The organism is Cupriavidus sp. USMAA2-4, assembly GCF_001854305.1.
Lineage (GTDB): Bacteria > Pseudomonadota > Gammaproteobacteria > Burkholderiales > Burkholderiaceae > Cupriavidus > Cupriavidus malaysiensis.
On record NZ_CP017749.1, the window covers coordinates 3,081,269 to 3,093,268 of the forward strand.

At 66.3% G+C, this 12,000-nt stretch carries 11 protein-coding genes; 9 read left to right on the forward strand and 2 right to left on the reverse strand.

Annotated features, from left to right (window positions below; all coding sequences use genetic code 11):
* The first annotated feature begins 264 nt into the window (after window positions 1-264).
* Together BKK79_RS33420 and BKK79_RS33425 are read left to right on the forward strand one after the other, a co-directional pair.
* On the forward strand, window positions 265-1,188 hold the full coding sequence (locus BKK79_RS33420; RefSeq protein WP_071020024.1) for an amino acid ABC transporter substrate-binding protein: 924 nt from the start codon (window positions 265-267) through the stop codon (window positions 1,186-1,188).
* Between the two features lie 224 nt (window positions 1,189-1,412).
* Window positions 1,413-1,721 (forward strand): amino acid ABC transporter permease, encoded by a 309-nt coding sequence (locus BKK79_RS33425; protein ID WP_071020022.1) that lies wholly within the window; start codon window positions 1,413-1,415, stop codon window positions 1,719-1,721.
* Window positions 1,722-1,805: 84 nt separating this feature from the next.
* Here BKK79_RS33425 and BKK79_RS33430 read toward each other — a convergent pair whose 3' ends face one another.
* Window positions 1,806-3,434: a methyl-accepting chemotaxis protein gene (locus BKK79_RS33430; protein ID WP_071039994.1), complete on the reverse strand. Its 1,629-nt coding sequence runs from the start codon at window positions 3,432-3,434 to the stop codon at window positions 1,806-1,808.
* Window positions 3,435-3,711: 277 nt separating this feature from the next.
* Entirely contained in the window at window positions 3,712-4,617 is a 906-nt protein-coding gene (locus tag BKK79_RS33435) for a hypothetical protein (RefSeq protein ID WP_157128588.1), read from the reverse strand.
* A gap of 216 nt (window positions 4,618-4,833) precedes the next feature.
* Here BKK79_RS33435 and BKK79_RS33440 point away from each other — a divergent pair, with 216 nt between their 5' ends.
* The 7 genes from BKK79_RS33440 (at window position 4,834) to BKK79_RS33470 (ending at window position 11,996) form a co-directional block, all read left to right on the forward strand.
* A complete protein-coding gene (locus BKK79_RS33440) occupies window positions 4,834-5,403 on the forward strand; it encodes an HdeD family acid-resistance protein (RefSeq protein WP_071020017.1) in 570 nt (189 codons plus the stop codon).
* Window positions 5,404-5,713: 310 nt separating this feature from the next.
* Window positions 5,714-7,459 carry a glycosyltransferase family 39 protein gene (locus tag BKK79_RS33445; RefSeq protein WP_071020016.1) on the forward strand — a complete coding sequence of 582 codons (1,746 nt, stop codon included), beginning with the start codon at window positions 5,714-5,716 and terminating at the stop codon, window positions 7,457-7,459.
* Window positions 7,460-7,466: 7 nt separating this feature from the next.
* Window positions 7,467-7,838: a DMT family transporter gene (locus BKK79_RS33450; protein ID WP_071020013.1), complete on the forward strand. Its 372-nt coding sequence runs from the start codon at window positions 7,467-7,469 to the stop codon at window positions 7,836-7,838.
* A 12-nt stretch (window positions 7,839-7,850) separates the two neighbouring features.
* Window positions 7,851-9,035, forward strand: coding sequence for a DegT/DnrJ/EryC1/StrS family aminotransferase (locus tag BKK79_RS33455; RefSeq protein WP_071020010.1), 1,185 nt, complete (start codon window positions 7,851-7,853; stop codon window positions 9,033-9,035).
* The gene (locus tag BKK79_RS33460; RefSeq protein ID WP_071020008.1) at window positions 9,014-10,015 is read left to right on the forward strand and encodes a glycosyltransferase; all 1,002 of its coding nucleotides are present in this window, start codon (window positions 9,014-9,016) and stop codon (window positions 10,013-10,015) included. Before BKK79_RS33455 ends, BKK79_RS33460 begins: the two co-directional genes overlap by 22 nt.
* Complete coding sequence (locus BKK79_RS33465; RefSeq protein ID WP_071039995.1) at window positions 10,003-10,947, forward strand: formyltransferase; 945 nt, start codon at window positions 10,003-10,005, stop codon at window positions 10,945-10,947. Before BKK79_RS33460 ends, BKK79_RS33465 begins: the two co-directional genes overlap by 13 nt.
* On the forward strand, window positions 10,944-11,996 hold the full coding sequence (locus tag BKK79_RS33470) for a bifunctional UDP-4-keto-pentose/UDP-xylose synthase (RefSeq protein WP_071020002.1): 1,053 nt from the start codon (window positions 10,944-10,946) through the stop codon (window positions 11,994-11,996). Before BKK79_RS33465 ends, BKK79_RS33470 begins: the two co-directional genes overlap by 4 nt.
* Window positions 11,997-12,000 lie beyond the last annotated feature (4 nt).

Genomic DNA, 12,000 nt, shown 5'->3' on the forward strand with positions numbered 1-12,000 from the left:
GTTGCGGTGCAAGCACAATCAATCACGACAGGACTTGACCCCCCTGTCGTTCCCGATAGCCACGGCCCTCGTTGCCGTGGCTTTTTTTTCGCCTGGATCGACCGCTTCCCCGCGCGGTGTCGCGGGCGAAATCGCTCCTTTCCTTGGCCTTTTCCCAGCCTAATCACGGCGTTCGCGCTGCCGGGCGGCATTAGCTTATGACGAAGTAATGTTTGTCCGCCGCCGCTCCGGCCGGTAGTCTTCGCACTTTTGCCGCTTCTTCCCATGCCGTTCTTCGCCGTTCCCGTACGCGCCGCCATGTTCCGCCGCCTTGGCGCCTTCGCCTCCCTGGCCACCGTGGCCGCCGCTTTTGCCATGCCGGCCCAGGCTCAGAGCCCCGTGCTGCAGAAGATCCGCGATACCGGCACGATCACGCTCGGCTACCGCGAATCGGCGCTGCCGTTCTCCTTTGCCGACGACAAGGGCCAGCCCGCCGGCTACGCTGTCGACCTGTGCCTGCGCGTGGCGGAAGCCGCCAAGCAGAAGCTGGGCCTGCCTGAACTCAAGGTGCGCTGGCTGCCGCTGACGCCGCAGAACCGGGTGCCCGCCGTCGTCAACGGCCTGGTCGATCTCGACTGCGCACCGAACACCAATACCCTGGAGCGCCAGAAGCAGGTTGCCTTCAGCGTGTCCCACTATGTATCGACGGTGCGTCTGCTGGTGCGCGCCGATTCCGGCATCCACTCCTTCGCCGACCTGCGCGGCAAGACCGTGGTGACCAGTGCCGGCTCCACCGGCGACCGCCACGTGCGCCGCCTGAAGGCTGAGTACGGCTATCGCGACGTCTATGCCAAGGACCACGGCGAGTCCTTCCTGCTGCTCGAATCCGGCCGTGCCCAGGCCTTCGTGATGGACGACGTGCTGCTGGCCGGCCTGCGCGCCCGTGCCAAGGACCCTTCGCAGTACGTGATCGTCGGTCCGGCCCTGTCCGTGGAGCAGAACGCCCTGATGATGTCCAAGGCCGATCCTGCCTGGAAGCAACTGGTCGACCAGACGCTGGCCAAGATGTTTGCCGGCCCGGATATCGCGGCGCTGCAGAAGCGCTGGTTCCAGGAGGCGATCGGAGCGCGTGGCGTGAACCTGGCACTGGTCCCCTCCGACCAGGTCCGGGCTGCCTGGAAGCATCCGTCGGACGCCGTCACCGAGTAAGGCGCCGGCGTGGCGCTGGCGCGTCCTTGTGCGCAAGACAAGACAATGAGGCGCCAGCGACGACCGTTGCGTCGGCGCCGCCCCTGCCTGACAAGAAAGTTGACAGCCAGGCGAAATGTTAGCGAAACTGCTTTCAAGCGGCGCCCGCCGGCTCCGGAAAAGGGCTGGCAAGGCGCCGCGTATTCGATCGACCGCCGGAGGGGCGGCATTTTCCAGGAGATATCATGAATAAAGTTGTCGCAACGGCCGTCGCTCTCACGCTCGGTACTGCGTCGCTGGTAGCCTTCGCTCAGAACAGCGGTAAGCAGTTCGACCCCTACAGCCAGGGTGCCAAGGCTGGCGAGAAGTTCGATCCCTACAGCCAGGGTGCCAAGGCCGGCGACAAGTTCGACCCCTACAGCCAGGGCGCGAACAAGAGCACCCGTGCCGACCTCGCGGCCAGCGACGCCTCGGCGCCGGCGGCCAAGAAGAGCCACAAGAGCAAGAAGAGCAAGAAGTCGAAGAAAGCCGCATCCGCTGCTGCAGCGAGCTGAGCACTCGCGTCCGGCCTTTCCTGCAAAGGCCGGTGCAGCCGGAAGAAAGAAGCCCGCTGACGCGGGCTTTTTTCGTGTTGCCGTTCAGGCCGCGGCGTAGTCCGGGTGGTCCCCCAATGGGCTGCCATGCTCCGCCGGGGCAAGCCTGCCGCCGGACCGGGCGACAGGCAGGCGGAAGAAGGCGACTGCCTCCTTCAGGCGGCGGGCCTCCTCCTCCATGGCCCGCGAGGCCGAAGCCGCCTCACTGACCAATGTGGCGTTCTGCTGGGTGACGTGGTCGATCTGGCTGATGGCCTGGTTGACCTGCTCGATGCCCCGGCTCTGTTCTCCGGATGCCTGGGCGATCTCCTCGATGATGCGGTTGACGCGCGCCACCGCCTGCGTCACCACTCCCATGGTTTCCCCGGCCTCTCCGGCCAGCGTGGAACCGGCATGGACCTGCTGCACGGACACCGAGATCAATTCCTTGATTTCCTTGGCGGCGCTCGATGAACGCTGCGCCAGGCTGCGCACCTCGCTGGCGACCACGGCGAAGCCGCGCCCCTGCTCGCCCGCGCGCGCCGCCTCTACCGCGGCATTGAGTGCCAGGATATTGGTCTGGAACGCAATGCCCTCGATGATGCCCGTAATCTCCGCGATCTTCTCGGAACTGGCGCTGATCTGCTGCATGGTATCGACAACGCGGCCGACGGCGGTGCTGCCCTTCTGCGCGACGTCCGCAGCGTCGTGTGCCAAGGTGCTGGCCTCGCGCGCATTCTCACTGTTCTGGCGCACGGTGACCGTCAATTCCTCGATGCTGGCGGCGGTCTCCTCCAGCGATGCCGCCTGCTGCTCCGTGCGCGCGCTGAGGTCGACGTTGCCTGCCGCGATCTCGCCCGTGGCCCCGGTGATACGGCCGCTGCTGTCGCGCACGCCATTGACGATCTGCGCCAGGCGCGCGGTCATGTCCCGCAGCGCACGGAGCAGGCGGCCGGTCTCATCATCGCTTTCGACGTCGATGCGTTGCCCCAGTTCGCCCTGCGCCACCGCGCGCGCGGCATCCACTGCGCGCTCGATCGGGCGCGTGATGGCGCGCGTCAGCAAGAGGCCACCGATCACGGCCAACGCGACCGCGGCGATCGAGATGCCGATCAGCAACTGCCGCTGCAAGGCGTAGTCCGCTTCCATCTGGCGGATGGTCTCTTCCTGGCGCGTGCGCGTGAAGGCGGCATAGGCTTCGGTTGCCTTGACCAGCGCAGCCAGCAGGGGCCGGCATTCATTGTTCATCTTGGCGATCGCTTCGTCATTGCGCTTGGCCAGCGCCAGGCTGACGATGTCCAGCGCAACCGGGCCGTAGCGTGTCTCCACCCGGTCGATCTCGGCGACCAGTTCCTGCGCCCCCGCGGGCGCCGACAGCGCCATTTCCTTCAGCCGGCGAAGGTTGTTCTTCACATCCTCATGTGCCTGCGCGACATCGGCCTTCTCGATGTCCAGATCGGCCTGCTGGGTGACCAGGACCAGGTTGCGGGCGGCGATGGCGCGCCGGTCGACCGCGGTACGTACCTTGACGGCCATCTCCGCGCGCGCGTCCAGGCCATGGATATAGGCTGAAAAGGCTTCGGTGGTCTGGCTCAAGGCCCGCAGCGACATCGCGCAGATCACGATAGCGATGGCGGCCAGCGTGCCGAATCCGAGCAGCAGCTTGGTCTTGATGGTGAGGCTGGACAATTTCACGGTCACTCCTTCCGCTTGGGGGGCGTTGTTATACGGATCGGTCAGACAATGGGAGTCCGCGATGCGTCGATCGCGCATCGGGCCGCTGCGTGTCCCGTTCCGCTCGTACGGAGATGACGCCGTGAGAGTGGCGTACGCATGCGGCGTGCATGTGCGCCGCATGGCTTTATGCCTCTGGCTAACGACAGCCGTGGCAGGGAGTTTCTCCCCACTGCGGTGGGGAGGGATGTCCCGGATAGGCGCTCGGATAGACGCTCGGATGGAGGGGCGGAAGGCGTCAGTTGTCGCCGGAATCGAGCGTCATCGACGTTACGTCGATGCGCTGCAACTGATCCAGCTGGCGGATATCCGTGCGCAGCACGAAGGCTTCGGTGGGGCAGTACCAGTCGGTGATATGCATCACGGTCGGTTCGACCTGGATGACCTCGTCGCCGACCATCAGCGGTCCGAGCGAAGTGCGTTTGTCATAGGTGATCGGCAGGCAGCTCTTGCGGCCGAGCACGGTATCGATCACCTGCCGCTTGCCCACGCGGCGCGACCCCACGATGATCGAGGCATGCAGCGCGCGCATGCTGCCGACCACCTCGTCGGACCCCGCCGGCGAGATATCGAGCGCCACGCTCGATTCGAAGGTCTCGCCTGCCAGCGTGGTGCCTTCGCGAATGTCCATGCCGGCGTAACTGAACACGCCTTTGCCCTTGAAGGCGGCCTCGCCGAACATGCGCGCATAGCGTCCCCGCGCGTTGATCACGGCGTGCTGGCTCTCGATTTCGCTGGCTGCGTCCGGCGCGGTCTCGTTCGGATGACGGTCGATCGAGACCTCGTGCACCTGGTCCATCACTACCGGCGGGCCCATCAGCGCCGACAGCGCGGATTTCGACATGACCTCGAGCACCGCGCGGCAGCCTTGCGGCGTCTGGTCGGTATCGCGCAGTGTCATCGTGATCGACATCGGCATCGCGCCATCGCCCTCCATCTGCACGCGTGCCCCCGAGCGGAACCAGGGGGCATCGCATAGCACCGCCCGGGCCGGCGGCACGGCGATGGCAGGAGCCTCGCCGGCGCCGCCCGCCGCCGCCTGCGCGCCGCGGCCGTCCAGCGCTTGCGCCGAGGCCGGCGCGAATGCCCAGAGATAAAGCCAGGCCAGCGCCAGCGGCAAGCCATGTAGCGACTTCTTCTTCACATGAATCCTGTCTAGAATGAAACGACCATCCGCATCCATCACGTCGTCCATCGTCCACCTGCCGGCATCGGCGCGCCGTTGTGTTCGTTGTGTTCGTTGTATTCGTTGTGTTCCACCAGGCGGTCGCAGAGGGAAAGTAACGCGTTTCGGGCGGCTTGTCTCGTCGAGCATCCCGTGACCATCCCGTCAGGCCCGCCCGCATCCCTGGGAGATTCTATGCTTCTGTACTACGCGAAACTGTGGTGGGTCGTGGCGCTGCGAGGTATTTTCGCAGTGCTGTTCGGCCTGTGCGCCTTTTTCGCGCCGATCGCGACGCTGGCCGTGCTGATACTGATCTTCGGTGCCTACGCCGCCGCCGACGGGGTGGTCGCCCTGGCCATGGCCATCTCGGGCAAAGAGCGCGACGGCAGCGACCGCTGGATCCTCGCGTTGCAAGGGGTGCTCGGCCTCGGCATCGGCGCGCTCACCTTGTTCAATCCAGCTGTCACGGCGCTGTCCCTGCTGCTGTACATCGCTGCCTGGACCCTGGCCACCGGGGTGCTGCAGATCGTTGCCGCGGTCCGCCTGCGCAAGGAGATCCCGAACGAGTGGTGGATGATCCTGGCCGGGCTGGCCAGCATCGCACTCGCCTTCCTGCTGCTGTGGAATCCCGTTGCAGGCGCACTCGCCGTCCTGTGGATGATTGCAAGCTGGGCCACTGTGTGCGGCATACTGCTCATTGGCGTCGCATTCCGGCTGCGGCGCGCGCATCACGACCACCTGCACGGAAAACCCCTGGCGGCCTGATCCCGGCGGGAAAGCCGCCTCGGCAGGCGTTCCGCCGGGAGGGGGGCGACGGTCGTGCTACCATTGCGCGCCGCGCGCCTCAGGCAGCATTGTTGCGCGCGGTATAAGTGCTGCATGAATCACCTTTTTGCCGCTACTCGACGCAATCCGCGGATCCGATGTCTACCGGATCCGATGCGAATGCGTTGAGCCTCTCTTCCGTCCGGCCCCGTGGCCGCCCGGAAGGATCGCCCGGCCCGCCTAGCGCCGGAGAGGCGTGGCCCCATGCAGCGCCGGACGACCATCAAGCCAGTTTCTCTTCAGGAGATTTATGCGTAGTTCATCGACCTCGCGCTATGCCGGGTTACCTGTCGCTGCTATCGCGCTGGTAAGCCTGTTCATTCTGCTGGTCTGGTTCGGCACGCTCGATGCGCGCCACCTGCTGCGCTCCGACGAGGGACGATATGCCGAGATCGCGCGCGAAATGTTCGCCAGTGGCGACTGGGTGACGATCCGCTACAACGACCTGAAGTATTTCGAGAAGCCGCCTTTCCATATGTGGGTCACGGCGCTGACCTACACGCTGTTCGGCCTCGGTGACTGGCAGGCACGGCTGTGCGTGGCCTTGTCGGGCATGATCGGCCTGGTGGCCTCGATGATGGCGTCCACCCGCTGGTTCGGCGCGCGCGCCGGCCTGCTGACCGGCCTGGTGCTGGTCGCCGCGCCGATGTGGAGCGTGGCGGCACACTTCAATTCGCTCGACATGACCTTGTCGGGTGCCATGGCCTGCGTGCTGGCCTTCATGCTGCTGGCACAGCATCCGGATGCCAGCCCGGCCGCGCGGCGGGGCTGGATGTGGGCCTGCTGGCTGGCCATGGGTGTGGCCATCCTGACCAAGGGCCTGGTGGGCATCGCCCTGCCCGGCCTGGTGCTGGTGCTCTATACACTGATCTCCCGCGATTTCGCCTTGTGGCGGCGTATCCACCTGTTTTCGGGCATCGCGCTGATGCTGGTGGTCACGGTGCCCTGGTTCTGGCTGGTTTCCGAGCGCAACCCGGAATTCCCGCAGTTCTTCTTCATTCATGAGCACTGGCAGCGCTATACGTCCAAAGTGCACTCGCGCAGCGGCCCCGTGTATTACTTCGTGCCCCTGTTGATCGCCGGTTTCCTGCCCTGGCTCGGCCTGTTCCCGCGCATGTGGCAGGTGGTCCGAGGTGAAGGCCAGGCGCTCCGCTCCGGCGCGCGGCCGTTCCGCCCCGCGCTGCTGACGGCTATCTGGGCCATTGCCATCTTCGTCTTCTTCAGCCTCTCGGACTCCAAGCTGCCCGGCTATATCGTGCCGATCTTCCCGGCCCTGGGCATCCTGGCCGGGTCGGCGCTGGAGCACATCACCGAGCGTTCCTGGCGGCGCCAGATGCTGGCGATGGCGGTGATCTGCGCGATCGGCCTCGCCGCCAGCCCCTACGTGGCTACCCTCAACTCGGACAACACGCCGAATGCCCTCTACCGTCCTTTCGCGGTCTGGGTCGGCGCCGCCTTCGTCGCCCTGCTCGCCGGCATCTGGCTCAGCTATCGCGTGCTGCGCCGCCGTGGCGTCTTCGCCAGCGTCGTGACCTACTCCGTCGCCATGTTCTGCGGCTTCACCATTGCCCTGCTCGGCCACGAGGTGATGGGCCGCAAGTCGTCCGGCGCCGATATGGTGCCCGCCATCAAGGCGGTGCTGACCGACGACATGCCGCTCTACGGCGTGCGCATGCTTGATCACACCCTGCCGTTCTACCTGCAGCACACCCTGGTCATGGTGGAAGCGCCGGACGAACTCGACTTCGGCACCAAGCAGGAACCCCAGAAATGGGTGCCGACGCTGGATGGCTTCGTCGCCAAGTGGCAGGACGGCCAGCATGCGATGGCGATCATGGGTGCCGATACCTATGAACACCTGCGCCAGCGCCATGTGACGATGTACAAGATCGCTCAGGATACGCGCCGCGTGGTGGTGTCGAACTTCGCGCCGCCGGGCCAGGCGCAGGCTGCGCCGGCCGCCTCCGTCGAACCGGCCGCTTCCGCCCCGCAATGAGTGCCGCATGAGCCTTTCTACCTTTGCCTTCATCTTTACCGGCGTGCTGCTCAACGCCTGCGCGCAACTGCTGCTCAAGGCCGGCGTCAACGCCGTCGGTGCGATCACGCTGGATCGCGCCACGCTCTTCGCCACCGCCCTGCGCGTGCTGACGCAATGGCCGGTGCTGGCCGGCCTGACCCTGTACGTCGTCAGCGTGGGGGTGTGGATCGTCGGCCTGTCGCGCGTCGACGTGTCGATCGCCTACCCCATGCTGTCGCTCGGCTATGTGGTCAACGCGCTGGCAGCCTGGTGGCTGTTCGGCGAGATGATCGGTCCCTTGCGCGTCGCCGGCATCCTGTTGATACTGGCTGGCGTTTTTCTGATTGCCCGTTCCTAGGAGCCCGCGCCCATGTCCGCATCCGTTTCTCCCGCCGAGGCTTTCCTGCCCTTCGTGCGGCCGAGTATCGATGAAGCCGCCATTGCCGAGGTCGGCAAGGTGCTGGCGTCCGGCTGGATCACCTCAGGCCCCAAGATGCAGGCCTTCGAGGAAGCCCTGTCGGCCCTGTTCGGCGGCCGTCCGGTGCGCACCTTCGCCAATGGTTCGGCAACCATGGAGATCGCGCTGCGCATCGCCGACATCGGCCCGGGCGACGAAGTGATCACCACGCCGATCACCTGGGTGGCGACGGCCAACGTGGTGCTGACCGTCGGTGCCCGTCCGGTGTTCGTCGACATCGACCCGCGCACCCGCAACATCGACCTCGATGCCGTCGAAGCCGCCATCACGCCGCGTACCCGCGCCATCATGCCGGTCTACCTGTCGGGCCTGCCGGTCGACATGGAACGGCTCTACGCCATCGCCGCGCGCCATCAGCTGCGCGTGATCGAGGATGCCGCCCAGGCCATCGACTCGCGCTGGCGCGGCCAGCGCATCGGCGCCTTCGGCGACCTGGCCAGCTTCAGCTTCCAGGCCAACAAGAACATCACCTGCGTCGAAGGCGGCTGCCTGGTGATGAATTCACCCGAGGAAGCCCTGCGCGCCGAGCGCCTGCGCCTGCAAGGCGTGATCCGCACCGGCATGGACGGCATGGACGTCGAGGAGCCGGGCGGCAAGTTCAACCTGACCGACGTCAATGCGGCCATCGGCCTGGCGCAGCTGGCGCACCTGGACGCCATCACGGCGCGCCGGGCGGCGCTCGCCGAGACCTATTTCCGCTGCGCGGAGGCCGCCGGCCTGCGGGATCTGGGCATCGGCCTGCCCTTGCCGCTCGACCCGCACGAGGCCACCACCAACTGGCATATGTTCCAGGTGGTGCTGCCCGTCGAGCGCTTCGCCGGCGAGCATCCGCTGGGCGCGCGCGCCGCGGTGATGGAAGCGATGCGCGAGCAAGGCGTCGGTACCGGCGTGCACTATCCGCCGGTCCACCTGTTTTCTTACTACCGTTCCCTCGGCTGGCGCGAGGGCATGCTGCCGCACGCCGAGCGCATCGGCCGCGGCATCGTGACGCTGCCGATGTTCCCCGCCATGCGGGATGCCGACGTGGAACGTGTCTGCGCAACCCTAAGCGAAACATGCAAACGCCTCTTCAAATGAGCCCCGTGGAGGTCTCGGTCATCATCCCCGTCTACAACGAGGAAGACGGCCTGCAGGCCCTGTTCGACCGCCTCTACCCGGTGCTCGACGGACTCGGCGAATCGTACGAGATCATCTTCGTCAACGACGGCAGCCGCGACCGCTCGCCGCAGTTGCTGGCCGCGCAGTTCCACCGCCGCCCGGACGTGACGCGCGTGGTGCTGTTCAACGGCAATTTCGGCCAGCATATGGCGATCCTGGCCGGCTTCGAGCATTCGCGCGGCAAGATCGTCGTCACCCTCGACGCCGACCTGCAGAATCCGCCGGAAGAGATCCCGCGCCTGGTCGCCTCGATGCGCGAGGGCCACGACTACGTGGGCACCATCCGCCGCGAGCGCAACGACTCGGCCTTCCGCCGCATCGCCTCCAAGGCGATGAACCGCCTGCGCGAGCGCATCACCCGCATCAAGATGACGGACCAGGGCTGCATGCTGCGTGCCTACGACCGCAACATCGTCGACACCGTCAACGCCTGCCGCGAGGTCAACACCTTCATCCCGGCGCTGGCCTACACCTTCTCGGCCAACCCGATCGAGATCGTGGTCGAGCACGAGCAGCGCCATGCCGGCGAGTCGAAGTACTCGCTGTTCCAGCTGATCCGGCTCAACTTCGACCTGGTAACCGGCTTCTCGATCGTGCCGCTGCAGTGGTTCTCGGCCATCGGCACGCTGCTGTCGATCGCCTCCGCCGGCCTGGTGGTCCTGCTGCTGGCACGTCGCTTCCTGTTCGGCGCGGAAGTCCAGGGTGTCTTCACCCTGCTGGCCTTCAACTTCTTCCTGGTTGGCATCATGCTGTTCGGCATCGGCCTGCTGGGCGAGTACATCGGCCGCATCTACCAGGAAGTGCGCAACCGCCCGCGCTTCCGCATCCAGGCCGTGCTCGAGGCCGGCCCGGAAGGCGCCGCCAGGCCCGCCAGTACGGAGGCACCGTGCGCGCAGTAGTCTTCGCCTACCACAACGTCGGCGACCGCTGCCTGCGCGTGCTGCACGCGCGCGGCGTCGAGGTGGCGCTGGTCGTCACGCATCGCGACCGCGCCGACGAGAACATCTGGTTCCGCCGCGTGGCAGACACCGCGGCCGAGCTGGGCCTGCCCTGCATCTATGGCGAGGATCCGGCCGACCCTGCGCTGGCCGAGGCCGTCGCGGCCGCGCGTCCGGACATGATCTTCTCGTTCTACTACCGCGCCATGATCCCGCAGGCGGTGCTGTCGCTGGCGCCGCGCGGCGCCTTCAACATGCACGGCTCGCTGCTGCCCAAGTACCGCGGCCGCGTGCCGGTGAACTGGGCGGTGCTGCACGGCGAAAACGAGACCGGGGCCACGCTGCACGCGATGGAAGCCAAGCCGGATGCCGGCTACATCGTCGGCCAGACCGCGGTGCCCATCCTGCCGGACGACACCGCCGCCCAGGTCTTCGACAAGGTGACGGTGGCCGCCGAGCAGACGCTCTGGGGCGTGCTGCCCGAGATGCTGGCCGGACGCACGCCGCAGCATCCCAACCGGCTCGAGCAAGGCAGCTATTTCTCCGGGCGCAAGCCCGAGGATGGCCGCATCAACTGGTCCCAGCCGGCCGCGGCCGTCTACAACCTGATCCGCGCGGTGGCGCCGCCCTACCCGGGCGCGTTCACCGATCTCGGCGGCAGGCGCTTCGTGGTGGCGCAGGCGCGCCGCCCCGCTCCCGCCCGCCAGGCATCGCTGGCAGCCGCCCTGCAAGGCGGCGCGCCGGGTCTGCACGTGGTGCAGGACAGCATCGTCGGCCTGTGCGGCGATGGTGGCCTGGTCCTCGTCCATGAACTCCAGTCCGACGGCGCCACGCTGGCACCGGCGGCATTCGCATCCCTTCTCACCGCATCGACCAAAGAGGAAAACCGATGAAAAAGGTCCTGATTCTTGGCGTCAACGGCTTCATCGGCCATCACCTGACGCGTCGCATTCTCGAAACCACGTCGTGGGAAGTCTACGGCATGGACATGTCGTCCGACCGCCTCGGTGATCTCGTCGAGCACCCGCGCATGCACTTCTTCGAAGGTGACATCACCATCAACAAGGAGTGGATCGAGTACAACATCCGCAAGTGCGACGTGGTGCTGCCCCTGGTGGCCATCGCCACCCCGGCCACCTACGTGCGCCAGCCGCTGCGCGTGTTTGAACTCGACTTCGAGGCCAACCTGCCGATCGTGCGCGCCGCCGTCAAGTACGGCAAGCACCTCGTGTTTCCGTCGACCTCCGAGGTCTACGGCATGTGCACCGACGGCGAATTCGATCCCGAGTCCTCCTCGCTGGTGTACGGCCCGATCAACAAGCCGCGCTGGATCTACGCCTGCTCCAAGCAGCTGATGGACCGCGTGATCCACGCCTACGGCATGGAACAGGGCCTGAACTACACGCTGTTCCGCCCCTTCAACTGGATCGGCGCCGGCCTCGACTCGATCTTCGAATCGAAGGAAGGCTCCTCGCGCGTGGTGACCCAGTTCCTGGGCCACATCGTGCGCGGCGAACCGATCAAGCTGGTCGACGGCGGCGAGCAGAAGCGCGCCTTCGCCGACATCGCCGACGGCATCAGCGCGCTGATGCGCATCATCGAGAACCCGAACGGCGTGGCCAGCGGCAAGATCTACAACATCGGCAACCCGGGCAATATCCACTCGGTGCGCGAGCTGGCCGAGATGATGCTGAAGATGGCCGGCGACTACCCCGAATACGCCGAGGAAGCCAAGAAGACGCAGATCATCGAGACCTCGTCCGGTGACTTCTACGGCAAGGGCTACCAGGACGTGCAGCACCGCGTGCCGAAGATCGACAACACCATGACCGAGCTGGGCTGGAAGCCCGAGTTCAACATGGAACAGGCGCTGCGCCGCATCTTCGAAGCCTACCGTGGCAAGGTGGTGGAAGCGCGCACCCTGGTCGACTCGGCTTCCTGAGTAC

Excerpts from the sequence above, each read along its gene's own strand:
- BKK79_RS33445 (WP_071020016.1), top strand. The coding sequence starts at position 5,714 with ATGCGTAGTTCATCGACCTCGCGCTATGCCGGGTTACCTGTCGCTGCT.
- BKK79_RS33450 (WP_071020013.1), top strand. The coding sequence starts at position 7,467 with ATGAGCCTTTCTACCTTTGCCTTCATCTTTACCGGCGTGCTGCTCAAC.
- BKK79_RS33420 (WP_071020024.1), top strand. The coding sequence starts at position 265 with ATGCCGTTCTTCGCCGTTCCCGTACGCGCCGCCATGTTCCGCCGCCTT.
- BKK79_RS33460 (WP_071020008.1), top strand. The coding sequence starts at position 9,014 with ATGCAAACGCCTCTTCAAATGAGCCCCGTGGAGGTCTCGGTCATCATC.
- BKK79_RS33440 (WP_071020017.1), top strand. The coding sequence starts at position 4,834 with ATGCTTCTGTACTACGCGAAACTGTGGTGGGTCGTGGCGCTGCGAGGT.
- BKK79_RS33425 (WP_071020022.1), top strand. The coding sequence starts at position 1,413 with ATGAATAAAGTTGTCGCAACGGCCGTCGCTCTCACGCTCGGTACTGCG.
- BKK79_RS33470 (WP_071020002.1), top strand. The coding sequence starts at position 10,944 with ATGAAAAAGGTCCTGATTCTTGGCGTCAACGGCTTCATCGGCCATCAC.
- BKK79_RS33455 (WP_071020010.1), top strand. The coding sequence starts at position 7,851 with ATGTCCGCATCCGTTTCTCCCGCCGAGGCTTTCCTGCCCTTCGTGCGG.